This window comes from Kiloniella majae (assembly GCF_002118315.1).
GTDB classification, from domain to species: domain Bacteria; phylum Pseudomonadota; class Alphaproteobacteria; order Kiloniellales; family Kiloniellaceae; genus Kiloniella; species Kiloniella majae.
In genome coordinates, this window is the sequence record NZ_MTSZ01000006.1 from 188,562 (window position 1) to 215,369 (window position 26,808).

Below are 26,808 nucleotides of genomic sequence, written 5' to 3' on the forward strand. Positions count from 1 at the left end.
ATTTTGAGCCTGGAAGATCTAGGTTGCGCCTGATTCTTTATATTCGGATTGATCCGGGATCGTTCTCGATGGAGTTTTCAGACAATAATTCCTCCCTTATGATCTTTTTTCGGTGTTTGTTGGTTTGATTTTTTAGCGGCTTCTTTATTTAAGACGTAACTCAATTTTTTTAAGACAGTTTGTTTTAGCTTTTGCTCTGTTTCTTTTGGATCCCCTACAATTGAGACTTCGGTCATCGTTGCTTCATGGAAAGCGCTTACTTTGATGTAGGATCCCATTCTTGAAAACTCTATGATTACGCCGTGGTCAGGTGAATGCATTTAATTAAACCGTAGATAAAAAAAGACCTCTGTAATAACAGAGGTCTAAAATAACAGAAATCACTTTATTTTCAAAGTCCCTGAAGGTTTATTCAGGGTAATTCGTAGCATCAAGCCGCAGGGTTAACGCCTCCCCCCATTGGCATCGGTGATGACCAGAATAGTTGAAGACGGTGAAGGGTTGCTGTTGTGACTTTCAAGTCTTCATCGGAAACAACGCCGCCGCTTATTTGTTCGGCATGGGCATCAAAGAGTGTGGAAATAGAATTGAAAATTTCCAACCCAGTATCAGAAGCCCTTACATGGAATGATCTACGGTCATGTGGTGAGCGTTCTTGAATAAGGTATCCGTTTTCCACCATTTTCTTTACATTGTAAGAAACGTTGGAACCCAGATAGTAACCACGGTGGGTAAGTTCCCCGACAGACAGTTCTTCTGTCCCAATATTATAGAGGATTAAGGCCTGAATATTATTCAGGTCCCGAATGCCGCGGCGATCTAACTCTGCCTTTACGACTTCCAAACACTGACGATGCAAGCGTTCGACCAAAGAAATTGTTTGCAGATAAGCAGCCTTCACGATGTCCTCACAATAACCATAAACTTTAACAAAATTCGATGTTATTTTATGCAATAGGCGTTAACGGCGGATTAACCGGGAATCTAAATAAGGTAAAAATATTAAATAAAATCATTGATACAAAACAAAATTTTCCATTTGTTTTGTGTAGTTTGAATGAATTCTCTCTTGCTCTGGTTCTTTTATAAACGTAGGGTAAAAGACATTAATTAGCGCTGATTTGGAGCTCAGCTTGCGGGCGCTTAAAAAATGCAGCTAAATCGAGGGGAAACCCATCCGAATTAAGATCACGCATTTTCCCGCTTGTTGTCCATCCAAGTCTAAAATCCCTATTGAGGGAAATACTATAAACGGGTGAAGCTATGACAATCGACACGAAAAATCCGGAAACTCTGGTTCTACATTCTGGTTACAGAAATGATCCGCAGACAGGTGCTGTTGCCGTTCCTATCTATCAAACAACGTCTTATCAGTTTGATAGTGCTGAACATGCTGCCAATCTTTTTGCTCTCAAAGAGTTCGGCAATATCTACACTCGGATTATGAACCCAACAACTGCTGTTCTTGAAGAACGAATTACAGCATTAGAAGGTGGCGCAGCATCACTCGCCGTCAGCTCTGGGCAGGCAGCGAGTACTTTGGCCATTCAAAACGTTGCAAAAGCAGGCGATAATATTGTCAGTTCTACTGAACTCTACGGTGGTACCTATAACCTTTTTGCAAACACACTGCCGAACATGGGGATTGAAGTTCGTTTTGTTGATCCGACTGATCCCGAAAATTTCCGTCGTGCGACAGATGAAAACACCAAAGCTTATTATGCAGAGACACTGCCAAATCCACGGCTTCGTGTTTTCCCGATCAAGGAAGTAGCTGATATCGGAAACGACGTTGGCGTGCCCCTTATTATGGATAATACGGCGGCACCGATCCTTTGTCGTCCTATTGAACATGGCGCACATGTCGTCGTTTATTCTACAACGAAATATATTGGCGGCCACGGAACATCAATCGGTGGCATGATTGTCGATGGTGGTAATTTCGATTGGGAAGCCAACGCAGACCGGTTCCCGCTTTTGACGCAGCCTGACCCCAGCTATCATGGGGCTGTCTGGACAGAAGCCGTTAAACCACTCGGTCCGATTGCTTATATTATTCGGGCACGTGTTGTTTTGCTTCGTGATCTTGGGTCGGCAATGTCACCGATGAATGCCTTCCAGTTTATCCAGGGCATGGAAACGCTTCCCCTTCGTATGCGGGAGCACTGTAAAAATGCAACGGCTGTTGCTGAATTCCTGAGCAATCACCCTGCTGTGGAAACAGTGATCCACCCAAGTCAGGCAAGCGGTTCTGAACGAACCGTGGCTGATAAATATCTGAAGGGCGGTCATGGTGCTCTCCTTGGTTTCGAGCTAAAGGGCGGCAAAGAAGCCGGACGTAAGTTTATTGATAGCCTGAAAATGTTCTTCCACGTTGCCAATATTGGGGATGCGCGTAGCCTTGCGATCCATCCGGCGACAACAACCCATTCTCAGTTAACAGCTGAAGAACAAGCGCTTACCGGTATATCTGAAAGCTATGTTCGTCTGTCCATCGGGATTGAGCATATTGATGATATCATCGCAGACCTAAGTCAGGCTTTGGAAGCTTCTGGCAGTTAGGTCGAGAAAGTAAATTACGCAATAAAAAAGGGAGCATCGAATTTAGATGCTCCCTTTTTAAGTCCCTATATCAATTCTTATTCAAAAGAGATCTGATATTTACCAAAACCATCTTTGCCTTCGCCGACGTAACTGATGATATCTTTACTACCCAAGATATCTTTTGCAGAAGGTGTCGTTTCAAAGGTTACATTTACACCCTCTTTGATAGGTGCAAATCCCCAGTTTTTATCCGCACTTGGATCAATTTTCTTTTGATCAAAGATATAGTTTGCCAGAACGGTTCTGTTTTCATCAGGTGCTTGAATAATGACTGTTGTACCGTCCAGTGCCGGGAAGTTTCCGCCACCATGGGCACGATAGTTATTCGTTGCCACAATAAACTGGGCATCCATATCCAGTGGTTTGCCCTGATAGGTCATATCAATGATGCGATGGCTATCAGAGTTAACAACCTGCCCTTCTTTGTTATAACGGGCTGGTTGTGTCAAATCGACATTGTATTCTACGCCGTCAATGACATCGAAGTTGTAAGAAGGGAAATCCGGATTGAGCAATGATTGCTCCCCATCGTTCTTTTTGTCGATCTGGTTAAAAGCCCCTGCGGACATTTCCAGCCATTCGCGAACCTGTGCACCGTTTAGTAACACAGCACGAAGAGTATTTGGATAGATATAGAGGTCAGCAACGTTTTTAAGAGCGATTTCGCCCGTTGGTATGTTGGTGTAATAATCAGCGCCACCTCGGCCACCAGCTTTAAACGGTGCACCAGCTGAGAGAACAGGAATACCGTCGTACTCGGTACCTTTGATAAGCTTCTCAACATACCATTTCTGAGCATTTGTTACGATCTGGATCGAAGGATCATCCTGAACGAGAGCAAAGAAGGAGTTAATCGGGGCTGAAGTTGTTCCCACAGCCTTACGCATAAATTCGATTGTTTCTTCGTGTTCATGTTTGACGGCATCAACAATGGTTTGATCAGCTTTGACCAAAGGATGCTTTTTACGTCCGTCACGCTTGTAAATACCACGGGTTGATCCTGTGCTATCGATAACCTTCCAGTTTCCGTTATCATCAACATCAAGCGTCAGGTCAACAAGGCCGAGGTGGCTCCCCCAAAAGCCAGGCATTGTTGCGGCTACGCCGTTGATTGTACCTTTTTCAATATCGACACCAGCAATATCTTTGTAGGTTTCTGACGGGAAAACAGCATGAGCATGACCAAAGAGAATGGCGTCCAAGCCCTCTACTTTGGATAGGTGATAGGTAGCGTTTTCATCACGACCCTGCGGTGTTACATCACTTAATCCAGAATGGGGAACAGCAATAATAACATCTGCGCCCTTCTCTTTCATTTCAGGAACGTATCTTTTAGCTGTATCAACAATATCGTGGGTGACAAGCTTTCCCTTAAGGTTGGCTTCGTCCCACTGGGTTATTTGTGGGGGGAGAAAGCCAATTACACCAACTTTGATTTTGTGTTTGTTACCTTCGGTATCGACAACTTCGCGATCAAGAATGATATATGGATTGAAAGCCGATTTATCATTACTTGGATCATTGTCTCCATCATCAATAAAAACGTTGGATGAAATGTAAGGGAATGCTGCATCATTCAGTGTTTCGGTCAAGAAGTCCAAGCCGTAGTTGAATTCATGGTTTCCCAGATTACCAACATCATATTTTAAAAGATTCATAGCTTTAAAAACGGGGTGAACTTCACCCTTTTTCAAGCCACGTTCTTTCGCCATGTAATCACCCAAAGGATTACCCTGAATAAGGTCACCATTATCGATCAAAAGTGAATTCGTGGCTTCTTTGCGTGCCTCTTTAATCAATGTTGCTGTTCTGGCCAAACCAACGGCAACAGATGGCGCATCTTTATAATAGTCGTAATCAACAATATGGACATGGATATCAGTTGTTTCCAGAACTCGTAATTGAACTTCTGCGGAATGAGCTGTGCCAAGACCGAGGGCCAACACCCCTGCCCCTGCGAAAAGAATTTTTTTCATTATATCACCTGTGTGTGTGTCTAAGCTGTCTAGCTTACTCACGATTTCAGGATAATTCCAAGGACATAAAAGTGACAGCTCAATTAAAATATTTTTACAGTTCCGGAGATCTTATTTCCGAGCTTTTCTGGCGGTGACTATAAAGTAGAGGACCAACGACTGAATGATAAACGTTCTTCCAAGCAGCCCTTGCCCATGAAGTGACAGGTTTGCTTTGTCGGTCAGCGTTATAACCTTTGTTAAAGCCAAAAAATCAGGAAATTTTTTAATAACGATTTGAATAGGTAAGCCGTCGAAAATTATATAGTAATAGGCGTAATATATTTGAGGTGAAAGCCAGATAAAAAGACTAAAGATAATAAGATTTAAAGCTATATCAGAGAAAGTGATTATCTCTAATCTCACGTTGTACTTCTTTGCGATCTGATACAGCAGGTATGATTTTTTTAATGCTAAAAAGAGAATGCTAAAGCTCAGGATTATTGTAATTGCTATTAACCCCAGGCTTTCGAGTAGTCCAAGAGTATAAAAACTGTCACCTTCGTAACCTTTAGCGATAAATCCCCAAAAATCTATGGAGACAAATAAAGTCAGACATAAAGAGATAAAAATAACACCCCATGATGATTGCGTTAATTTTTTCAAAGCCTGTTCATTTTTGATATCACTCCCTTTGTTCTCTATAAAACAGCTGTTTCAAACCAGATGTTTTGCGACGATCTGCCCCATAGACTCTCAATGTCCAATACTTGCAATTTCAGGAGCTTGGGTAGAAAGTAGCAAAAAACGAATCTCATCAGGAGAAAATAATTGAATACAACCTTTAGACAGGATCTTGTTGTTAGGCCGCGTCGTATCCGGACGGATGACTGGACGCGCCGGATGGTTGCAGAAAATCGCCTGTCTGTTGATGACTTTATTTGGCCTGTGTTTCTACAAGAAGACAATGGTACCAGTGACGTACCGTCTATGCCGGGCGTTAAAAGATACGGCCCAGATTGTTTGATTGATGCGATTGCCGAAGCTGTTGAACTGGGTATTCCGGCCATTGCACTTTTCCCCTATAACAACCCGGAAACCAAAACAGAAGATTGCCGGGAATCTTATAATCCCGACAATCTGATCTGTCAGGCAACAAGATCAATCCGAAAGCATTATAAAGAAATTGCTTTGATTGGAGATGTCGCCTTGGATCCTTATAATTCTTTGGGGCATGACGGCATTGTTAAGGATGGCGTTATTCTAAACGATGAGTCCGTTGAAATTCTTTGTCGTCAAGCTTTGGTTCAGGCCGAAGCCGGATGTGATTATGTCGGACCGTCAGATATGATGGACGGACGCATTGGTGCAATTCGCGACACATTGGATGAAGCTGGCTATACCTATACAAAAATCATGTCTTATAGTGCAAAGTATGCGAGTGGTTTTTACGGTCCTTTCCGGGATGCTGTGGGCGCCAAAGGTGCCCTAAAGGGTGATAAAAAAACCTACCAAATGGACCCGGCCAACAGCGAAGAAGCTTTGCGTCTAGTGGAAAATGACCTTCAGCAAGGGGCTGATATGGTCATGGTTAAGCCTGGCATTGCCTATCTGGATATCATTCAACGTATTAAAAGCACATTTGGTGTTCCGACCATGGCCTATCAGGTCAGTGGTGAATATGCGATGATCAAGGCTGCATCTGCCAACGGTTGGCTGGATCATGATGCCGTAATGATGGAAAGTTTAATGGCTTTTAAACGGGCTGGAACAGATGCGGTTCTCTCCTATTTTGCGCTGGATGCTGCCCGGTTGCTTAAATAGCTGATCAAGTTATTAATTCGATGAAAGGCCTGAATGATGTTTCAGGCCTTTTGTTTTGATGATGCAAAATTTTTATATTAAAATATTGGATATGTACGGGTTGGATATTTACTACCAATCACTATCTTTTCAGAGTAAGATCACTTTTCTTTTCAGAGAACTTCTTCAAGTTTTCGTATTTATCTCGAAAGCGGATTTCTTTCCGTTCCTTATGACACCTCAATGGAGGCTGCAATGACTTTACGTCTCGGCGATACAGCACCTGATTTCACACAGGATTCTACCGAAGGTACAATCGATTTTTATAATTTTGTTGGAGACAGCTGGGCTGTTCTTTTCTCTCATCCAAAAGATTTTACCCCTGTTTGTACGACAGAGCTCGGATACGTTGGAAAGCTCAAGCCTGAGTTTGACAAACGTAACGTAAAGGTTCTGGGCCTAAGTGTTGATCCGCTTTCAGATCACACACAATGGGTTGGCGATATCGAAGAAACTCAGGGTCATCAGTTTAACTTCCCGCTTTTGGCTGATGCAGATCGCAAAGTGTCTGATCTTTACGACATGATCCACCCAAATGCGAACGATACACTAACCGTTCGTTCTGTTTTCATCATTGATCCTTCTAAAAAAGTACGCCTGATCATTACCTATCCGGCAAGTACCGGACGTAACTTTGATGAAATCCTGCGTGTTATCGACTCATTGCAGTTGACCGATGGTTACAAAGTGGCAACGCCAGTTAACTGGAAAGACGGTGATGATGTTATCATCGTGCCCGCCCTAAGCGACGAAGATGCGAAAGAACGTTTCCCGAAAGGCTGGGTCGCACACAAACCTTATTTGCGTGTCACACCACAGCCAAATAAATAAATTGACAGTTTTATATGTTTGATATGAAAGCCCGGAAACGTTTCCGGGCTTTTTTTATTCGTCGAAATCTTTATCTCTGTAACGTTGCATAGCAGAACCAGAGGACGAGTATTCATAAGACAAAGAAGGTTCCGTATCCTCCGAATGTTCTAAAAAATTAGAGGGGAGTTTTCTTACCCTTTTTCCGGGCATTGCGGTGAGTAAAAAACTGAAGATAAGGTTTACTGCCGGAACTGCAATTAATAGTGCTAACCACTTCGGCCATCCGATATGGTTTAAACGATGTACCATCCAACATATTTGCGTACAGATAGCGATAAGTATAACAGAGAGCACAGTCCAACCACCTTCAATTTGAATGTTACCTGTTGGATTTTTAAGAACCTTCAAAGCTTCTTCGGCAGGAATAACATGTGTAAAACTCATGACTAAAAAAGCCCAGAGAAAGAGAGATAGAAATAGCATTCTGAAAACATAAGTTAGGCGGCCAAGAACTTTCTCATCACTGCTCACGTAAATAATTGTTGGTAGTAAAAATACCACAGAAACGATTGCAAAAATTCCGATCATAAAACGGGCTCAACTTAGTTTATTTCCAGAAACATTTTACTGATTAGGAGTGAACCAGAAATAAATTATAGCTAAAATTGCATATTTTTCTTTTTCTTGATCTGATGCCTAGAAAATCTATGCGTTCACAGCGGCGATCTTTTTAGTCATTGAAAATAAATATAAATATGAATTACTTGCCATGCTAATAATTTTATAATATCTATTTTAAAACAAACAATCTAAAATTTTATGAGAATTATATGGGCCGGAATCTGTCATTTGACGAAAAAGAGACCCTTGCGAAGGTAGCAAATATCTTTCGTGAAAAGGGGTATGAAGCAACGACGGTTAAAGACCTGGAAAAGACGACAGGTTTAACATCGGGAAGCCTTTATAATTCGTTTGGTGGCAAAGAAGCTCTCTTTGATATCGCGATTGGTTTTTACAACAATAACGTTGTGCGAAACCGGATCAGTACTTTTTTGGATCAAGCTGATGATCCGCTCTCTGGTATGAAAAATCTTTTCCATTCATTACTCAATGAACCCGATGGGCAGGAAAATGGATGTTTGTTAACAAACACTGCGGTTGAGTTTAACAACAGGCGCCGACATACCACACAAGAACTTGATACCGGATTTTCACTTTTAGAAGCCGCGTTCAAAAGACAGATCATTCGCTGTGTCGAGAGAGGACAAATAGCCAAGCACCCTTCCCCACAACAAGCCGCTACGCGTCTGCTCATTTTTTACCAGGGCATTCTCGTTCTTGTTCGTGCTGGATTACGACGTAAAGAGATTGAACAAATCATCAACGATGAAATTGACTTGATTTTAGGAAGAAGGTTTTGATGCTGGAAGATCCTGATGTCCTCAAAGCTAATTTTTCTCTGTATATTCTTGAACAACTTGAACCACTGGGGGCCTTGAAAATTGGACGTTTCTTTGGCGGTAAATCAATAAAGTACCAAAACAAGCAGTTCTGCATGATAATGAAAAACAGATTGTATTTCAGGGTAGGCCCGAACAACCTTGCTGAATATCTGGTTTATGGGGCAGAACCTTTTAGCTATTTAACAAAGAATGGGCGGGTACAGGTCAAAAAATATTATGAAGTCCCGGCTGACGTTCTTGATGATGTTGATGAATTAAGAAGTTGGGCCAAACGTGCCATTGAAGCTGCGTTGAAATAGCTCTCCATTTCTTTCACCAAAACGTTCAATCCCTTACGTTATCCTGCAATCGTACGCTTTAATTTTGCAAATGTACTTTCTGCGCCTAACTCACCGCTGAGCTGCTTTAAATAACTTCGCACCTGTGAACTCATAACAACAGACCCGTCGTTCATAAACCTTTCGTGGTTCTTCTCAATATCAGCAAGGTCATAGCGGTAATTGACCATAATACCACTTGCTTGTGAAATCCCTTTTTCTGATGTATCGCCCAACCAGTTGATCTGATTTAGCTGTGCGCCATTTTTAAGGTGGAAACGTGCGACAGGATCCAGTGCACGCCCTTTATGATCTTTTTCGTGAAAATAGGCGACACATAAACGGCTAAGTGGTCCGCGCAAAAGCTCGCTGAGTTCTTTGTTTTCAAACCAGTCCTTATCTTGAAAGCAAAGGAAAATAGCCGTTTTGGCAACATCTGCCCCTGTTTTTGCTTTTAAACGCCCCATTTCATCAGCTGTTACTGCGTCTTCATAGAAGCTTGCGTCCAGATCGGCCAACCATGACCTAAAACCTGGTACAGGAGACAAGGTTGCATAGGTCTTTATCCAGGGCATTTCGTGGGATAGATGGTGGACCACCTGTTTAATAAGGTGTTCACCAAAAGATATACCGCGTAATCCGGTTTGCGTGTTGGTTATGGAATAGAAAATTGCCGTGTCAGCATTTCGCGGGTTCCCAAGCGGAGCTTCGACATCCAATAGAGCTTGAACATTCTTTGCCACGCCCTTCACCAAGGCGACCTCGACAAATGCGAGAGGTTCATCCGGCATTCTTGGATGAAAGAGCGCATAGCAGCGCCGATCCGAATCTAGACGGTTACGCAGGTCGTCCCAGGAATCAATTTCATGTACAGCTTCGTAAGCGATCAGTTTTTCCAAAAGTGCTGCAGAGGTATTCCAGGTCATTTCAACAAGGTCAAGAAACCCCGTATCAAACCAGGAGTTGAGAAGCTGTTGCAGGTCACGATCAAGGGCATTGAGATAAGGATCTTTGCCTTTTATCTTTAAAAGATCATCCCGAATATCCACTAAAAATTTAACGCCATTAGGCAAGGCATTGAATTGAGTTAATAACTTCAATCTATCTGGTGATGAAGATTGCCTTAAGTGATAAGCAGCAATAATCCGTTCGGCTTCATTTTGGGCCGTTTCGTACTCACTTATAGAAGTTTTGATTTGGTCATCATTTGCGCAAAAGTCTTCGGCAAGCGTTTTTAGGAAGATGCGTTTTCCATCCAAATCAAGATCGAGATATGTACGCCCAAGATCAGCGGTTCGCATTCTGGCGGATACATCACCGCCCGGCCCGTTCAGGCATTCATCCATCATCTTTTTTAAATTTTTGGTGCTGACGGATGTATCCGACCTTGAAAGCCCGACACTGCGGGCTGCCGTCTGCGCTATATCCCGCCATGCCCCAGATAGCTGTGATAAAGTACTTACAGTTTCCAGGTTTTCGTTCGCCATCATTAATACCTTTAAAGATCAGAATGTCCTTAGTCACACTTGATGCTGATCTCGATTAATTCAAGATCAGCTTTTAATAGGATACTATCTAATCAGTGACGAAATTATGATGCAACTTTTTCGGGGACTCCCTTGACGATATTTTCCTGAATAATATCTGGATCGTAAGCTTTTCGGGCAAAGACCTCTTCAACCATTGGCACAAAGAAATCCAGACTTTCCATTGGATAATCCGGGTCGAAAGAGCTTTGATCCCACCGTTCGCAAAAATCTGCACAGGATTTATAATAGATATGGTCTTTAAACTCGTCCCGGGCATTCTCATCCCATCCATAGTGATGAGCGTAAAAATACATTTGAAAAATACCGTGATGTTCGACAACCCAGGTTACTTCCTCTCTGACAAATGGACGTATTACTTCGGCAGAAAACCGGTCATGGTTTTGTGGGGCTAAGCCATCGCCAACATCATGCAACAAGGCGCCAACAACCCAGTCTATGTCAGAACAGTCCCGATAAGCTCTTGTGGCCGATTGCAAGCCGTGTTGCAGACGGTTTATTTTGTACCCGGTTAATGTGTCCTCGCCTTGTCGACGCAGCTCTGACAGCACTCTTTCAGCTGTGAGGGCCAGATATGGTTTTTCTTTTTGCGCCAGAAACTCGTACTCTTCTTTGGTGCCATCTTTCATTTGCGTGAAATTAATAACGTCCATTGTAATCCCCATTCTTTATCAATATCGCGGTTTTTTATTTGGTATAAAGCCCGACAGTCTGTTCAGCGCCCGCTGTCAGTGTTGATGATTGCTTTGCCAGTATTTCATCATAAAGTCTGAGTTCGTTGGTTCCAAAAAGTTGACTTGGCGTGGACACATTAATCCAGTTACCCTTTTTATCTGATCCGCGAACCAGCATACCAAAATCCTTTTTTTCATTGTTATGTTCAACGCCCGGGGTGACAAATCGGATAGCCATTCCGATACGTCGATCATCTGATTTATTGGGCCCCGATGCATGGAATAATCGCCCGTGATGCAAGGACATTTGCCCCGGTCTTAATTCATCATAAACGGCGTCTTCTTCATTGACGTCAACGGCAATTTCCTGACCGCGAGAGAGTAGGTTATCTTCATTGAAAGTATCTTGGTGCGGGACAATCCTTTGTTTATGTGATCCCGGAATAAAGCGCATGCACCCGGCTGCTTTTGAAACATCGGAAAAGGCAATCCAGGCCGTGACTTCGTCGTCGGTTTCGCCCATTCCCCAATAGGTTAAGTCTTGGTGCCAGGAAACGGTCTTTGCCGTTCCCGCTTCTTTGATAAAGAGTTCGCAGGACCAAACTAAAAGATCCGGTCCCAAGATGTCTTCAACAGCATCCAGAAGCTTTGGGGTTTGCGCTATTTGAGCCAATAAAGGAATAACGATTTGGCCATTAATACGAAAGAATTGATTAAGAGGATACTCCCCGACGCCATCCCTGTATTGGGTTTCAAGATCTTCGATCTCTTGCCTGTAATCGAAGGCTTCTTGTAGCGAAAAGAGGTCAAGAGGCAAAAGGTATCCCTGCTCTTCATAAGCGTTGATTTGTTCAGGTGTTAATTTCTTTCCCATTTTACCCATACCTTTCCAGAAATTCAGACTTCATAGTGGTTCGTTTGATGGAAATAAATAAAGTTATATATATTGCACTTCAGGAAAAGCTGAGCTTATCCTGAAGGGATGACGATAAGACGAATTCCATCACTGAATTGGCTGCGGGTATTTGAGACTGCGGCGCGTACAGAGAGCTTTGCCCATGCTGCGAAGCTTTTGAACATGAGCCCGCCCGCTGTCAGCCAGCAAATAAAATCGCTTGAAGGATATCTCGGCAAGGCGCTTTTCAAGCGAGGTGCCCATAATGTTAGTTTAACGGATGAAGGCCGTGCTTTTCTGCCGATCGTACAGCAATCTCTTTCGTCAATGGAAACAACGGCCGTGGCACTTTTCGGCCCCAAAGAATCAGAAACCTTGGTTATCCAGGTTCTATACCTTTTTGCTTGTGGCTGGTTACCTGAACGTTTGAAAGAGTTTGAAAAGCTTTATCCGGGTATTCACCTTCAAATTACCTGTGGTAATACACCTGATGATTTTCATCGTAGTCGACCTGATCTTCAGCTTGCCTTTGGATCAGCTACGGATTTTCCCGAAAATGCTGAGCGCCTGATTGGGGAAACAATTATTCCGGTTGCCACGCCAGAAATTGCGGAACAAATTGACCAACCAGCAGATTTTCTCAAGCATCGACTTATTGAAGTCTCTACACACCAAAGTGGCTGGATGCAGGTGCTCGGATCTCGTGTTGATGGGGATTTATCCGCAGACTATCGTTTCACTGATAATACGGTAACAGCCCTTGCTATGGCTGGTGCCGGATATGGTATTGCACTCGCAAGGTCACCTGTGAGTGATGCGTTGGTTGAAAGTAACAGACTGGTCCCTTGTCTGGACAGTTTTCAAGTTGCAGGAGTTCAGCACTATTATCTGTTTAACCCTTTGGCACAAAGCATCAAATCCTCTGCTTTGACCTTCCAAAAATGGCTTAAGTCAGAGCTTCAGAAATCAGCTAATAATTAGCCGAACCTCGTTTAGTTACTGTGGGGTTTAGTTACTATTGGCCGCTCTGTTGTGTCCTCGCCAACTCTGCGCTTCAATAAAGACTTTCCTGACATCGGCGTGGGTTGTTCTGATTTTCCGTTCCATTTTAGAGATAACAGACTCAATATCCTGGGATGTTATGTCATCTTTAAAATCAAGGGACAGCGTAACCAGAATATCCATGGGACCATTTTGAAGGGAAAGGATTTCGTTGGTTCTAAGGACTTCGGAGTGTTGTGCAATAATGCGTCGAATTGATTTTTCAATTTCGGGATCTGCCCCCTCACCGATTAAAAGTCCTTTGGTCTCATAAGCCAAGACCCAGGCGATGGCGGCAAGCAAAATACCAATAACAACGGAAGCAACACCATCAAGTTCAGGAATATCCAACCATAAGCCCAGACCTAATCCGATCAATGCTATCAGAAGCCCTAGCATTGCCGCTGAATCTTCAAGCAAAACTGCGAAAATGGATGGATCTTTACTTGCCGCGACTGCGGCAAAGTAATTCCGTCCTTTCACTGATCTTCTGAACTCTTTAAAGGCGATATACCAGGCAGCTCCTTCAAATATGAGTGCTGCGCCGAGAACGACAAAGTTAACCATTGGGTTTTTGATTGGTTCTGGTTCCATAATTTTATGAATACCTTCGTATATAGAAACACCGGAACCGATGGCAAAAACCAATAGAGCGACAACAAAAGCCCAAAAGTATAATTCGCGACCATAGCCATAAGGATGTCGGTCATCCGGGGAACGTTTTGCACGGTGTAATCCGTAAAGCAACAGGCCTTGATTTCCGGTATCGACTGCCGAATGAATAGCTTCACTAAACATGGCAGAGCTACCTGTATAAGCCGCTGCGATTGCTTTGGTTATCGCAATCAATCCATTTCCGGCCATTGCAGCAAAAATGACCATTTTAGATGAATTTCCGGCCATGTCTGTTCCCCTTAATAACGATCAAGTTCAAGGCCCGTTATTGTAATCAGGCTCAGCTATCTGACTTGGTTCGTTTATTGAAATCGTAATCAAATAAGATGCGACATAATAAGCAACATATGAGAAGGTTCAATCACCTTCTTTTGTTATCTGATTTTTACGACCTGATTCTATTTATTCTGTCATGCGGATTTATGATGTCCCGTCAAATTAAACGTAAACTTAAAATCCTTTTTTTCTGCCTTGCAGGTTTATTTTTCAGTCTAATGCTCTTTGCGACAGGCACGTTCTTTTGGATACGGGGATCTTTGCCGCAATTAACAGGCAACATCCAGATGGAGAGCTTGCAAGAAAAAGTTGATGTTATTCGGGATGAAAGCGGGTTGGTGACCATTAAGGCCCAAAATGTAACCGATGCCTATAAGGCACTTGGCTTTGTTCACGCACAGGACAGACTTTGGCAAATGGATTTCATGCGAAGAGCTGGGTCGGGGCGACTATCTGAAGTGGTTGGTGAAGCAACACTTAATATTGATCGTTTCATGCGAACCTTAGGCTTTCGGAAATTGGTCGAAGAAAACTATGCAAAATTACCACCTAAGTTACAGAGTGCCTTCGTCGCCTATAGCGCAGGTGTTAACGAGTATATTGACAACCATTCATCAACTCTTTCACCTGAATTTCATCTTTTAAATTATCAACCCGAAAAATGGAAACCGACAGATTCCCTGTTATGGGGACGGCTTATGGCTCTTCAGCTTTCGGATAATTTCAATCGTGAGCTCCTGCGCCAAAGACTTTTAAAATACCTTCCCGTAGAGGAGATTGACAGCTTTTGGCCCCGTGATAACAGTGATCCAGCAATTATCCCCCAGTTTGATCTGTCAAAAGCAACCCGACAAGAAATCTTTGCCGGCGCACACCCCTTGCCTTGGTCCTTGGCACCGAAGGACGCATCAAATGCATGGGTTGTTTCTGGTGATAAAACAATTACGGGAAAACCAATTCTGGCCAATGATCCTCATCTTGCTTTGGATGCTCCGGGGCCTTGGTATCTGGTTCGAATAGAAACACCAGATTACACATGGGCCGGGGCTACATCACCGGGTGTTCCTTTTCTGGTCCTAGGACATAACAGTCATATTGCCTGGGGCTTTACAACAACGCACAGCGATACGCAGGACTTGTTTATCGAGAAGCTGAACCCCGATAATCCCAAGCAATACCTAACATCTGATGGATATAAAGATTTTGAGGTGATCACTGAGACAATTTTAATCAAAGACCAGCCCTCGCAAGAATTTTCAGTTCGAAAATCGCGCCATGGACCAATTCTTTCTCCCGTTTTAAATGATGCAGATAATAAAGAAAATGGCCATCTTCTTGCCCTCGCATGGACAGCTTTACGCAAAGACGATCTGACGGCTCTAGCACTTTATGACATCAACTTTGCAACAAAAGCTGAAGACTTTACGCGTGCGGTTCAGAACTTCCATTCCCCGCAGCAAACATTGGTTATGGCGGATCGACAAGGCAATATTCAATTAATGGCGCCGGGGCGCGTTCCCATTCGCAAGCAAGGCGATGGTCGTTATCCTGTTGCTGGTTGGACAGGGCAAAATGACTGGATCGGTATCATTCCGCAAAAGGACTTACCACAAAGCTTAAATCCCGATGACCAAAAACTTGTTACAGCCAATAATAAGCTTGTCGGTGGTGATTATCCTTACTTGATAGCAAAGGACTGGCCCAACTCTTACCGCGCGAGAAGAATACATCAACTGATTGATAAAAATAATAAATTGACCATTGAGGATAATCAGGCAATTCAAATGGATACACTTTCGATTGCCGCATTGGAAATTTTAGAAACTTTGCTGGTTACACCTGCAGCTGATCCAGAAAGCGAAACCATAAAACAAAAACTCTCTGAGTGGGATGGACGGCTTGATTTAAACTCGACGGAGCCAGCGATTTTTTATCATTGGATTTACTGGTTAAACCGGGCAGCTTTTGGAAAACTTCCCACAGATGCTCGTTCTTTCCAAACACCAGATATCCTTCGACTACAGAGACGTTTATCTGAAAGCCCTGATTCTTGGTGTCGATATGGCGAAAAACTCGTCAATAATGAGAACTGTGTCGCCCAGATGACAGAAAGTCTGAGAAGAGTTGCCTCTAATTATGCAAAACTGGATAAAAGCATCTCTTGGGGAGAGTTACATTCAACAAGTTTTCAACATCAAATTTTTGATAGAATTCCAATTTTAGGTGAGCTATTAAAACTAAAGATCGCGACACCGGGTGGGCATGACACGATTAATCGAGCTAGTCCGTCCATGAAAAATGGTGATTTATGGCGTTTTCCGAATGTTCACGGGCCTTCTTATCGGGCTGTATATGATCTGAATAATCTTGATAATTCAAGATTCCTGATCGCAACAGGGCAATCGGGTAACCCACTATCAAAGTTTTACGGTAATTTTCTATTACGTTGGCGCGATGGAAACTATGTGAAGCTGGATGGAACAAAAACAGAAAAGAATGCTCAACACCTAACGTTGAGCACAAAGAGTATAAACTATAACTAAATAAAAAATATTAGGATTGATAGGGTGACAGTAACAATTGAAGATATTCGCCAAGCGGCAGATGAAATACGCGACGAAGTGGTTAGAACCCCCTTTGTTCATGCAAAGCGGCTTTCTAAAATACTTGGCTGCGAACTCTACCTTAAACTGGAGAGCCAACAGTTTAGCGGATCGTTTAAAGATCGTGGCGCGCTGTATCGAATTAAGAACCTGACGGATGCACAAAAAGAAAAAGGTGTGATTGCCATGTCCGCAGGCAACCATGCACAAGGTGTTGCCTTGCACGCCAATCGTATGGGAATACCAGCCACAATTGTTATGCCGGAAACCGCCCCTTTTAGTAAAATAGAACGTACGCGTGCTTTAGGTGCCAAAGTTATACTGTCTGGTGAAACCTTGGACGATTCCCGCAAAGTGGTTGATGAAATCGTCGCAAAAGACGGCCTGACCTTTGTTCATCCTTATGATGACGAGCATGTTATTGCCGGTCAGGGAACAATTGGTCTGGAAATGTTGGAAGAACAACCTGACCTGGACGCCATTATTGTTCCTATTGGCGGCGGTGGTATCTTGTCCGGTATCTCGCTGGCAGCAAATGCAATTAATCCAGATATAAAACTCTATGGTGTTGAAGCAAACCTCTTCCCCTCTATGTCTCAGGCAATAAAGCATCAACCTGCGACATCCGGCGGATCGACAATGGCTGATGGTATTGCCGTTAAAGAACCCGGCGTCATTACCCGCGAGATCATAGATCAACTTGTCGAAGAAATCTTTCTTGTCGATGAAAGTCAAATTGAAACAGCTATCCTTACCCTTGTTGAAGAACAAAAAGTTGTTTCTGAAGGTGCTGGTGCCACAGGTGTTGCCGCTATTCTGAATAATCCTGAACAGTTTAAAGGCAAAAAGATTGCGACAGTTATATGTGGTGGCAATATTGATGCCCGTATGTTGTCTGGTTTGTTGATGCGTGGCCTGATGCGAGATGGTCGTCTTGTGCGTATTAGAACCGAAATGGTTGATCAACCCGGCTTGTTAGCAAAGATCTCAAGCGAAATCGGCAAAGCTCGCGGGAATATTATTGATGTGATGCATCAAAGGCATTTTTATGATGTGCCTGCAAAAATGGTCGAAATTGATTTTATCATTGAGACCCGTGATAGCGAACATGTCGATGAGATTGTTGAACGCCTGCAAGAAATGGGTATTACAACGAGAATTTTATCATCCAGATCAACAGATTAAGTTGTTTTTCTGATTTAAACTCAAAGGGGCTTTTTAGTCCCTTTTATTTATCAGTATCTTGTCAGTAATCAAACGGTATCATTCCATTTTTTGAAAGGTACCCGTTATGAAAAATCATTTCTGCAAAACCATCGTATTCCCGCTATTCTTGACTTTATCTATATTCAATTGGCCAGTGCTTGCTTCTGAGCCAAGTTTTAAAAATGTTCCTTGTTCTGCTTTTGGTGATGAAGATGATTTGATGACTTTTGCCTTTTGGCTGGATGGTTATCTAACGGGAACACAGCAAAAGCCAATTTTTGATCAGGAAGCGATCGAACCACTTTTGGAGGCAACTTTAACGTCTTGTCAAAGTAATCCTGAAAAGGCAGTGTTTCAAATCGTTAGCGAATTAAAATCACCATAAGCGAAACTTCATAATGTCTGATAGCCCCAGAAGGTCTGCAAAACGACCCAATAGACTGTCTTTTGCAACACGAACAATTCATGCAGGCCAAGAACCTGATCCGAGCACAGGGGCTATCATGCAACCAATTTATGCCACCTCTACTTATGTGCAGGATGGTTTGGGCGTTAATAAGGGGTACATGTACAGCCGCACGGAAAATCCGACACGTCAGGCTTATGAACGCTGTATAGCTGACTTGGAAAGCGGTCATCTGGGGCTTGCTTTTGCATCAGGTTTGGCCGCTATAAGCACTGCACTGGATCTGTTGGATAGTGGCTCTCATGTTATTGCCATGCATGATCTCTATGGAGGAACCCATCGTTTGTTTCGCGATGTGCGCCCTCGTTCTGCAGGTTTGGATATTAATTTTGTTGATTTAACTTCAGTCGATGCCTTGAAAGCGGCTTTGAAGCCGGAAACCAAAATGATCTGGATAGAGACGCCGACCAACCCTCTTCTTCAACTCGTCGACCTTCAGGCTGTGGCATCTATTGCAAAACGGCACGGTATAATAACCGTCTGTGATAATACCTTCTGCTCCCCTTGGGTACAGCGACCTCTGGAGTTGGGGATTGATATGGTTATGCATTCAGCAACCAAGTATCTGAACGGTCACTCCGACATGATTGGGGGTATACTTGTTGTCGGTGAAAACCCCGAACTCTGTGAAAAAATTAAATATTTGCAAAATGCGTTGGGGGCTATTCAGGGGCCTTTTGATTCTTTCCTCGCGCTCAGAGGTTTAAAGACTTTGGCACTTCGGATGGAACGTCATTGTCACAATGCACTTGAAATCGCGAGTTTTTTGGAAAAACAGGACCAAGTAGAAAAGGTGTGGTACCCCGGGTTATCAAGCCATCCCCAATATGATCTCTGTAAACAGCAAATGAAGTCTGGCGGAGGCATTGTAACATTCACACTCAAAGGCGGGTTGGAAGAGAGTAAGCGTTTCCTGGAACGAGTTGAACTCTTTGCCCTCGCCGTTAGTTTGGGCGGTGTAGAAAGCCTAGTTGAACACCCTGCATCAATGACCCATGCCGCCGTTTCCCCTAAACATAGAGAGGCGATTGGTATCACCGATAACTTGATCAGGTTATCAGTTGGCGTTGAGGATATAAATGATTTGGTTGATGATTTAAATTACGCACTTAATTGATTAAATATAGTATCTTATCAGATAGTTTTAATATTTTTATTCAATATGAACACCGCGGTATTTACCGCGGAAATACAGTAAGGGATCACCTTCATTCTGTATTAATGTTTCTTCTACCTTGCCAACAACAATAATATGATCACCTGCATCGTATTGTGCATGCATTGAACAGTCCAGATTAGCCAGACAGCCTTCCAAAATTGGTACACCAGTTTGAAGGGTTCGTGTTTTTACGCCCTCCCATCGTTCTTCAGAAAAAGCAAAGCGATCCGAGATATCTTTTTGCTTATCAGTCAGCACGTTGATAGCAAAGGCATCAGCCTCATTAAAAGCTGGCAGGCAGTTTGATCTCTTATCAATACAGAACAACACCAACGGCGGTTCCAATGATACAGAAGAAAATGAGTTCGCGGTCAACCCGTGAGGTATGCCCGATTTATCCCGGGTTGTGACAACGGTCACACCCGTAGCAAAATTCCCCAAAACTTTGCGAAACTCATTAGAGTTAAAAGCCATTACCGAGTACTCTATTCTTAATTTATTCTGTATTCTCTGCCTTGATAGGCGCAACGGCACCCTACAAATAAAGTAATACTGAAAACAACTGAATTTTTGTGCCGTAGTAAATATTCCCCACAAAAATACTAAAGTATTCTGAAAGCGACCTCTTTTTCTAAGATGATTTTGCTAATCTCGCCAAAAATCTTTGGTAAGATGTGTCGTGCTTGTACCTCTATCAAAAAGCAGATATGTGAACTCGCTTATGTGTTTATAAGTGTTGTGAGTTCAAAGGCTATGTCTCGTATTCAAGCTAACCTTATATTGTTAGTCGCCGCTGCAATCTGGGGATCAACATTTGTTGTCCAGCATGTGTCGATGGATGTAATTGGCCCAATGAGCTTCACCTCGACACGGTTTTTTCTTGGATTTCTTGTTGTCCTTCCTCTGGCCCTAAGAGAATGGAAAAAGAAGAAAGATGTGGAGAAAGAAATACCCTTTCTCGTCGTTACAAGAAAAGACCTAGCCTTAATGTGTTTGATTGGTGTCATCCTGTTCACGGCGACGATTATCCAGCAATACGGTATTATTCATACAAGTGTTACCAACGCCGGCTTTCTAACGGCTCTTTATGTTCCTATGGTTCCCTTGCTTGGCCTTATTATCTTTCGCAAGCGACCCCATTGGATTACATGGGTAGCAATTTCGTGCTCCTTTGCAGGCACGACACTTATAAGCGGCGTTGATGCAAATTTGCAATTGGGATACGGCGATGCCCTTATTCTGACATCTACCATTTTCTGGGGGTTGCATGTTCTCTTGGTTGGATTGGTTGCCGCGCGTACTTCAATGCCGTTAACCCTTGCCGCAATTCAGTTTTTCATTTCAGCAATAATTGCGGCCGTCTTCGCTATTGCAATGGAAACCTTAACGCTAGAGATACTTAAGGCTGCCTTTTGGTTTATTGCTTATGCTGGTGTTTTATCTGTTGGCATTGCCTTTACGCTTCAAGTTGTTGGTCAGGCCCATACGCAGCCGGCTGATGCCGCTTTGATACTAAGCATGGAAACAGTTTTTGCAGCCATTGCCGGGGCATTTATACTTGGTGAGAGACTAGAAATTAACGGTATGATTGGGTGTGCTCTTATATTGAGTGCTATCTTAATGGTTGAAGTTTTACCAATGCTTATTCGGAAACGCAGACGTTTTAGCTAAGATCAAAGTATTCATATAAAATTTGAAGATTATTTAACTAGTTTTTACAGATAATTACGACTTGTTAACCTTATTCCGTGATGATGCGAGATATAGAGTTTTAATCAGGAATCGAACTTCTGTCATGACAGTTATTGTAGGTCTCATCGTAGTATGTGCGTGTGTTGTCGGTGGATATATGGCCGGTGGCGGACACATGGGTGTCCTTTGGCAACCATTTGAATTTGTTATTATTCTTGGCGCTGGCATAGGGGCGACGGTTTGTGCAAACTCAAAAGCCACTCTAAAAGGAATTGGTTCTGCTTTTGGTCGTATGATCAAGGGACCAGCATATAAAAAAGAAGATTTTTTGGAACTTCTTTGTTTGCAGTATCAGATATACAAACTAGCAAAAACCAAAGGGATGCTGGCACTTGAGCAACATGTGGAAAATCCCGAAGAGTCTGCTCTCTTTTCGCAATTTCCAAAATTTCATGGCGACCATCATGCCGTTGCTTTTGTATGCGACTATCTTCGCTTAATGAGTTTGGGTGCTGACAATCCTCATGAAATAGAAGGATTGATGGATCAAGAACTGGAAGTACACCATTTGGAAGATGCAAATGTTGGTGGCGCCTTGGCTGGATTGGGCGATGGTCTTCCAGCCCTTGGAATCGTGGCAGCGGTGCTTGGAGTTATTCATACAATGGGTTCTATTAGTGAGCCGCCTGAAATTCTTGGTAAGCTTATTGGTGCCGCGCTTGTGGGAACATTTTCAGGTATTCTTGCGGCTTATGGTTTTGTATCGCCGATGGCTTCTGCCTTTACAAAAGTTGCCGAAGAAGATTCCAGATATTACGAGTGTCTGAAAGCTGGATTGCTTGCACATATGGCTGGTAATGCCCCAACCGTTTCTGTTGAGTACGCTCGAAAAACACTTATGTCTCACGTAAGGCCAAGTTTTTATGAAGTTGAAGAAGCGGCAAATGAACTTCCCGCACCAGGTTAGAAGCTTTGATCAAAGTTCATAATTTCACCTAAATTTTCATATATCACATTTAAAGCTAGTTAATCCGGAAAAGAAGAATGGCTGAGGAACCTCAAGGCGTAGTCATCATAAAAAAAGTCAAGAAGGGCGGCCACGGCGGACATCACGGTGGAGCCTGGAAAGTTGCTTACGCTGATTTTGTGACTGCGATGATGGCCTTTTTTCTTCTTCTCTGGCTATTAAATGCGACGACTGAAGAACAAAAAACGGGCATCGCAGATTATTTTGCCCCCTCTTCCAATATTTCTAAATCGACAAGTGGTTCTGATGGGCTATTAGGGGGACAGTCTATTTCCGCAGATGGCGCTTTGGTTTCGGAGTTTTCGAGCATTGGCGTACAAATGCAGTTACCTCCAGAAGAAGAGAGTGATGAGGTTGATCCCAATGCTGAGAAAGATCCTTTAAAAGGTGACGGTAAAGCAGACGAGGAGCAGCTGGAAGAATTTCGTCGTGAACAAGAACAAAAACAGTTTGAAGAAACCGCTGTGGCCTTAAAGACTGCCATTGCTGATAATCCTGATCTTGCTGGATTAGAAGAAAACCTTCTTATTGATAAGACGCCAGACGGCCTCAGAATTCAACTGGTTGATCAAAATGGTACCTCCATGTTCCCGAGCGGTGCTTCGAACATGCTTGATCACACAGAGAAGCTTTTGGGGTTGGTTGCAGATGCGATCAAGGATATTGACCAGCAGATTGCGATCAAAGGGCATACGGATGCAACACCTTACAAAACGGCAAATGGCTATACAAACTGGGAACTTTCTTCTGAAAGAGCAAATGCCAGTCGACGTGCCTTAATCAATGCTGGTTTAACTACAGATCGCGTTGCATCTGTCGAAGGTTTGGCCGCAACCGAGCCTTTTGATAAAGAAAATCCGACCGCAGAAATAAACAGGCGTATATCGATCATCCTGTTAAAAGATAACGATGACGTTATGAAGAAAAAGATGAACCAAGGAAAATCCATTGATGTTAATAGCATCACATCTGACCCAACCTAACCTAACCCAAGCTAGAAAGATACTCCAGGATAGAGTGAGGGAAAATCCTGTTGGGTAAATCTTGTATTATATCCGTGCTACCCTTATCTATACTGGATGACTGATACACAAGCTGTTGGCTTTAATAAAGTAGCACAAAAATTACGATTTGGTATTAGACCTTCTGATACAAGAGGAGTTCCCTTTGATCGAAGTTTTGCCTATATCATTGATTTTATTATTCTTGCCGTCTTGGGACTTATTGCCGGGTTTATTGCTTTTATCCTGACAATCCTCTCTTTTGGAATTCTCTCGCCTTTGCTGGCTTTATTATCCTTTCTCCCTCTGCTCTATCACAGCTATTTCTTGTCACAACAAGGAGCCACGCCGGGCATGAATGCCATGGGGATCAAGATGGTCACTATGGATGGAAAACCAGTAACCTTGGTTCACGCTCTGCTCACCACAATTATTTTCTATCTGACGGTCCCTGCAACAAGCTTTCTGATTTTACTCGTCGTCTTTTTCAACGACGAAAAAAGAACGCTGCACGATTTGTTAACCAATACAATTGTTGTTAATGATGAAATTCCAGAAGCAACAATTGATGAGATTCTCAGATAATTGGGGGGCATTCCTCATTTATTACCTGTAAAGATCAGTACGTTCCTACCTCTCCATAATTTAGCCTTATTAGCGCTTAATAAATCTGTCACCTTTTCATCTGGTCTTATCGGGTTTTTCTCGGTAATAAAGACGTGGAATTTGTATCAGATTATTATTGAGAAAAACAAAATGCAGCGTGAACTTCTTGGAACAGAGTGGCAGGTTAAAAAGCTTACCTTTTTAATTGCCATGGCTGTTCTTATCGGACTTTCGTATATCTGGACACCAACAAGTGAGCTTTGGCACGCTGTCAGTGTGGATTTTTTCTGGGCTGTTAATGGCACATTGACTTGGGGTGAAGCCTGGCAAGTCTTTTGGGCGGCTTCAAATACACCGATATTCGATAAGCTGAACGGGCTTATTATGGCTATTCCCTGCCTTTGGTATGTCATTGACGATCGTAGCAGACCGCTCAGCTTACGCTTAAGCCACATGCTGGTGATGGGAATTGGTATTATTGTAGGCGTCTATTTCGCCAAACATGCTTTCAGATCTTACGAATCTCTCAGCCCCTCTCTGATTTACAGCGATACATTCAATAATTTGAACGAGCTGGTCCCGTGGATTAAAGCCAAAGTAAGTGCTGATGATAGTTTCCCCGGAAACCACGCAGTTGTTGCAGGTATTTATGGTTTCTTTTTCTATTTTGCTATAGGACGCAAATACTTCTGGCTTGCTTTACCAATTGCCATTCTGGGGGGCACAGCGCGTGCCGTTGCCGGGGCTCATTGGCTATCTGATTTGGTTGTTGGTGGGACGATTCACATTCTTCCTATCATGGCCTTAACCTTTACAATACCGGCAATTCGTTGGGCTGAAAGCTTTCTGAACACACTGGCAGATGTTTTGGTTTTGAATTTACCAAATGCACTGACGTCCCCTTTTGTGAAGCTGACCCAAAAGCTCGCATAAGATAACGCTGGCATGTGTTTTGGAATGCTAAAGAACAGGGCCGTTGACCATGTGCAGCGGTCCTGTTTATCCTTTGTTTCGCTTAATTCTTTTTTAGTCAAAAATCGATAATCTCAAAAATAGATAATCATAGTATTGGTATATGGTATTCACAAAGCCACAACTGTTCTTCACTACTCCTCCCGCACCTTGCCCTTACAAAGAAGGTGAAGAAGAACGAAAGCTGGTTACAGAATTCTCAAATCATGAAGCTATTCAACAATACGACTTATTGATAAAATCTGGCTTCAGACGCAGCCATAATTATCTATACCGTCCTCTCTATAATAACCCTGACTATTGTTTGTCTGTCCGTGTTCGCGTTGATGATTTCACGATGAAAAAATCTCAACGACGTGTTTGGAATAAAAATCAAAAATTACAAGCCAAAGCCTATAAAGCTGTCGCGACAGAGGAACAGTTTGATCTTTTTCGTTCCTATGTACAACGGCGCCACGGCGATGGCGATATGAGCGATATGTCCTGGGATGACTATAAAGACATGGTCGACACCAGCCCCATTGATACTGAGATCATAGAATTCAGAACCGCAGATAATAGCCTTGTTTCAGCTTGTTTGGTTGATTGGGTCAATGATGGTGTTTCCGCAGTCTATAGTTTCTTTGATATTCGCCAATCTGATAAAGGTCTTGGGAGCTATATGATTTTGTGGCTTCTGGACGAAGCTAGACGTAGAAAGCTTCATTATCTCTATTTGGGGTATTGGATTAAAGAATCTCAAAAGATGGCATACAAATCTAAATTTACACCACTAGAAGCTTTTCGGGCTGGTGCCTGGACAGAATTATCATTTTCTTCTGATTTCGGGACAACGTCCGAATAGAATAGGAATAGATCCTTCAAGGCCATTTGGGTCAAAATCATGCTTATCGATTTGTTATATAAAGATTATGCATAAATTTAAGTGCCATTATGCAATAATACTATCAGTAAAAATGTCGGGATTTATTGCACTCGCGAAGCAACTTGCTTATCCTGTGCCTCACTTCTTTATTACTAATCTATAATATTCCTAAATTGGAAATATCTCAGCAGGGAGACAATTTTAATGAATCGTAGAAAGTTTCTAACGGGTGCGGCTACGGGTGTAGCAGCAGGTGCAGCAGCGGCCACACTTAGCGCGCCAGCGATTGCACAGGGCAAACGCGACCTGAAAATGGTAACCACTTGGCCAAAGAATTTTCCTGGCCTGGGTACAGGTGCCCAGCGTGTTGCTGATCGCATCACGGCTGCTTCTGACGGCAAGCTGAACGTAAAGCTCTATGCTGCGGGCGAACTGGTACCACCTTTTGAATCCTTTGATGCCGTTTCCAACGGAACAGCAGATATGTACCACGCTGCCGAATACTACTGGCAGGGTAAACACAAAGCCTTTAACTTCTTCACAGCTGTTCCTTTCGGCTTTACTGCCAACGAACTCGACGCCTGGGTACACTATGGCGGCGGTCAGGAACTGTGGGACAAGCTCTCCGCACAGTACAACCTGAAATCCTTCATGGCCGGTAACACCGGTGTTCAGATGGGTGGCTGGTACAACAAGGAAATCAACACACTCGAAGACTTCAAAGGCCTGAAAATCCGTATGCCGGGTCTGGGTGGTGAAGTGCTGCGCCGTATTGGTGCTGCGGCTGTAACCCTGCCGGGTGGTGAGATTTTCCCATCTCTCGAATCAGGCGCGATTGATGCGACTGAATGGGTTGGCCCTTGGAACGATCTGGCCTTTGGTTTCTACAAAGTAACCAAATACTACTACCAGCCAGGTTTCCACGAGCCAGGTTCTGGCCTTGCGTGTGGCATGAACAAAGACGTTTGGGAAAGCTTCTCTCCGGATGAGCAAGCCCTGATCCAGTCAGCCTGTGCTGCCGAGAACAACGTCATGCTGTCAGAGTACAATGCCAAAAACGGTGACTCTCTGGATGTTCTGTTGAACAA

At 43.2% G+C, this 26,808-nt stretch carries 27 protein-coding genes and 1 riboswitch; of the genes, 17 read left to right on the plus strand and 10 right to left on the minus strand.

From position 1 onward, the window contains the following. Positions 1–77 precede the first annotated feature (77 nt). Positions 78–320, minus strand: a complete 243-nt coding sequence (locus BKB51_RS16705; protein WP_198946780.1) for a DUF6898 family protein — start codon at positions 318–320, stop codon at positions 78–80. Positions 321–430: 110 nt separating this feature from the next. Beyond that, complete coding sequence (locus BKB51_RS16710; protein ID WP_046509100.1) at positions 431–901, minus strand: MarR family winged helix-turn-helix transcriptional regulator; 471 nt, start codon at positions 899–901, stop codon at positions 431–433. Positions 902–1,103: 202 nt separating this feature from the next. Then, positions 1,104–1,177, plus strand: a riboswitch (SAM riboswitch). 86 nt (positions 1,178–1,263) lie between these two features. Here BKB51_RS16710 and BKB51_RS16715 point away from each other — a divergent pair. Beyond that, positions 1,264–2,562 (plus strand): O-acetylhomoserine aminocarboxypropyltransferase/cysteine synthase family protein, encoded by a 1,299-nt coding sequence (locus tag BKB51_RS16715; protein ID WP_085902253.1) that lies wholly within the window; start codon positions 1,264–1,266, stop codon positions 2,560–2,562. A 77-nt stretch (positions 2,563–2,639) separates the two neighbouring features. On the opposite strand, the gene BKB51_RS16720 is transcribed toward BKB51_RS16715, so the two are convergent. Further along, complete coding sequence (locus tag BKB51_RS16720; protein WP_085902254.1) at positions 2,640–4,580, minus strand: bifunctional 2',3'-cyclic-nucleotide 2'-phosphodiesterase/3'-nucleotidase; 1,941 nt, start codon at positions 4,578–4,580, stop codon at positions 2,640–2,642. A 111-nt stretch (positions 4,581–4,691) separates the two neighbouring features. Further along, complete coding sequence (locus tag BKB51_RS16725) at positions 4,692–5,225, minus strand: hypothetical protein (RefSeq protein WP_085902255.1); 534 nt, start codon at positions 5,223–5,225, stop codon at positions 4,692–4,694. 165 nt (positions 5,226–5,390) lie between these two features. Here BKB51_RS16725 and hemB point away from each other — a divergent pair, with 165 nt between their 5' ends. Both hemB and BKB51_RS16740 read left to right on the plus strand, forming a co-directional pair. Continuing rightward, on the plus strand, positions 5,391–6,383 hold the full coding sequence (hemB, locus tag BKB51_RS16730; protein ID WP_085902256.1) for a porphobilinogen synthase: 993 nt from the start codon (positions 5,391–5,393) through the stop codon (positions 6,381–6,383). A gap of 234 nt (positions 6,384–6,617) precedes the next feature. After that, positions 6,618–7,253 carry a peroxiredoxin gene (locus BKB51_RS16740; protein WP_085902258.1) on the plus strand — a complete coding sequence of 212 codons (636 nt, stop codon included), beginning with the start codon at positions 6,618–6,620 and terminating at the stop codon, positions 7,251–7,253. Between the two features lie 54 nt (positions 7,254–7,307). Here the strand turns inward: BKB51_RS16740 and BKB51_RS16745 are convergent, their stop codons facing one another. Then, positions 7,308–7,823, minus strand: a complete 516-nt coding sequence (locus BKB51_RS16745; protein ID WP_085902259.1) for a DUF805 domain-containing protein — start codon at positions 7,821–7,823, stop codon at positions 7,308–7,310. A gap of 242 nt (positions 7,824–8,065) precedes the next feature. On the opposite strand from BKB51_RS16745, the gene BKB51_RS16750 reads away from it, so the two are divergent. Together BKB51_RS16750 and BKB51_RS16755 are read left to right on the plus strand one after the other, a co-directional pair. After that, a complete protein-coding gene (locus tag BKB51_RS16750; protein ID WP_085902260.1) occupies positions 8,066–8,656 on the plus strand; it encodes a TetR/AcrR family transcriptional regulator in 591 nt (196 codons plus the stop codon). After that, complete coding sequence (locus BKB51_RS16755) at positions 8,656–8,997, plus strand: TfoX/Sxy family protein (protein WP_085902261.1); 342 nt, start codon at positions 8,656–8,658, stop codon at positions 8,995–8,997. Before BKB51_RS16750 ends, BKB51_RS16755 begins: the two co-directional genes overlap by 1 nt. A gap of 38 nt (positions 8,998–9,035) precedes the next feature. On the opposite strand, the gene BKB51_RS16760 is transcribed toward BKB51_RS16755, so the two are convergent. From BKB51_RS16760 to BKB51_RS16770, 3 genes are all read right to left on the minus strand, one after another. Further along, entirely contained in the window at positions 9,036–10,505 is a 1,470-nt protein-coding gene (locus BKB51_RS16760) for a malonyl-CoA decarboxylase (protein ID WP_245813292.1), read from the minus strand. Positions 10,506–10,606: 101 nt separating this feature from the next. Continuing rightward, entirely contained in the window at positions 10,607–11,215 is a 609-nt protein-coding gene (locus BKB51_RS16765) for an HD domain-containing protein (RefSeq protein ID WP_085902263.1), read from the minus strand. A gap of 34 nt (positions 11,216–11,249) precedes the next feature. After that, entirely contained in the window at positions 11,250–12,110 is an 861-nt protein-coding gene (locus tag BKB51_RS16770; protein WP_158090264.1) for a phytanoyl-CoA dioxygenase family protein, read from the minus strand. A gap of 108 nt (positions 12,111–12,218) precedes the next feature. On the opposite strand from BKB51_RS16770, the gene BKB51_RS16775 reads away from it, so the two are divergent. Next, positions 12,219–13,112, plus strand: coding sequence for a LysR family transcriptional regulator (locus BKB51_RS16775; protein WP_085902265.1), 894 nt, complete (start codon positions 12,219–12,221; stop codon positions 13,110–13,112). A gap of 27 nt (positions 13,113–13,139) precedes the next feature. Here BKB51_RS16775 and BKB51_RS16780 read toward each other — a convergent pair whose 3' ends face one another. After that, positions 13,140–14,075: a cation diffusion facilitator family transporter gene (locus BKB51_RS16780; RefSeq protein WP_085902266.1), complete on the minus strand. Its 936-nt coding sequence runs from the start codon at positions 14,073–14,075 to the stop codon at positions 13,140–13,142. Between the two features lie 335 nt (positions 14,076–14,410). Here BKB51_RS16780 and BKB51_RS16785 point away from each other — a divergent pair, with 335 nt between their 5' ends. From BKB51_RS16785 to BKB51_RS16800, 4 genes are all read left to right on the plus strand, one after another. Continuing rightward, entirely contained in the window at positions 14,411–16,666 is a 2,256-nt protein-coding gene (locus BKB51_RS16785) for a penicillin acylase family protein (RefSeq protein ID WP_218044065.1), read from the plus strand. 24 nt (positions 16,667–16,690) lie between these two features. Next, positions 16,691–17,911 carry a threonine ammonia-lyase gene (locus BKB51_RS16790; RefSeq protein WP_085902268.1) on the plus strand — a complete coding sequence of 407 codons (1,221 nt, stop codon included), beginning with the start codon at positions 16,691–16,693 and terminating at the stop codon, positions 17,909–17,911. Between the two features lie 106 nt (positions 17,912–18,017). Beyond that, a complete protein-coding gene (locus BKB51_RS16795; RefSeq protein WP_085902269.1) occupies positions 18,018–18,317 on the plus strand; it encodes an HdeA/HdeB family chaperone in 300 nt (99 codons plus the stop codon). Positions 18,318–18,330: 13 nt separating this feature from the next. Then, positions 18,331–19,515, plus strand: a complete 1,185-nt coding sequence (locus BKB51_RS16800) for a trans-sulfuration enzyme family protein (protein WP_085902270.1) — start codon at positions 18,331–18,333, stop codon at positions 19,513–19,515. 36 nt (positions 19,516–19,551) lie between these two features. Here BKB51_RS16800 and BKB51_RS16805 read toward each other — a convergent pair whose 3' ends face one another. Beyond that, the gene (locus BKB51_RS16805) at positions 19,552–20,031 is read right to left on the minus strand and encodes a flavin reductase family protein (RefSeq protein WP_085902271.1); all 480 of its coding nucleotides are present in this window, start codon (positions 20,029–20,031) and stop codon (positions 19,552–19,554) included. Between the two features lie 279 nt (positions 20,032–20,310). Between BKB51_RS16805 and BKB51_RS16810 the strand changes: the two genes are divergently transcribed. From BKB51_RS16810 to BKB51_RS16840, 7 genes are all read left to right on the plus strand, one after another. Next, positions 20,311–21,228 (plus strand): DMT family transporter, encoded by a 918-nt coding sequence (locus BKB51_RS16810; protein WP_085902290.1) that lies wholly within the window; start codon positions 20,311–20,313, stop codon positions 21,226–21,228. 124 nt (positions 21,229–21,352) lie between these two features. Beyond that, positions 21,353–22,216 (plus strand): flagellar motor stator protein MotA, encoded by an 864-nt coding sequence (gene motA / locus BKB51_RS16815; protein WP_085902272.1) that lies wholly within the window; start codon positions 21,353–21,355, stop codon positions 22,214–22,216. Between the two features lie 77 nt (positions 22,217–22,293). Continuing rightward, positions 22,294–23,259, plus strand: a complete 966-nt coding sequence (gene motB / locus BKB51_RS16820) for a flagellar motor protein MotB (RefSeq protein ID WP_085902273.1) — start codon at positions 22,294–22,296, stop codon at positions 23,257–23,259. Between the two features lie 96 nt (positions 23,260–23,355). Beyond that, a complete protein-coding gene (locus tag BKB51_RS16825) occupies positions 23,356–23,862 on the plus strand; it encodes an RDD family protein (protein ID WP_085902274.1) in 507 nt (168 codons plus the stop codon). A gap of 171 nt (positions 23,863–24,033) precedes the next feature. Further along, positions 24,034–24,816 carry a phosphatase PAP2 family protein gene (locus tag BKB51_RS16830; protein ID WP_125911861.1) on the plus strand — a complete coding sequence of 261 codons (783 nt, stop codon included), beginning with the start codon at positions 24,034–24,036 and terminating at the stop codon, positions 24,814–24,816. A gap of 142 nt (positions 24,817–24,958) precedes the next feature. Then, positions 24,959–25,699 (plus strand): arginyltransferase, encoded by a 741-nt coding sequence (locus BKB51_RS16835; protein ID WP_085902276.1) that lies wholly within the window; start codon positions 24,959–24,961, stop codon positions 25,697–25,699. A gap of 225 nt (positions 25,700–25,924) precedes the next feature. Then, positions 25,925–26,808: TRAP transporter substrate-binding protein (locus tag BKB51_RS16840; protein ID WP_085902277.1), on the plus strand; the 884-nt coding region annotated here is incomplete at its 3' end.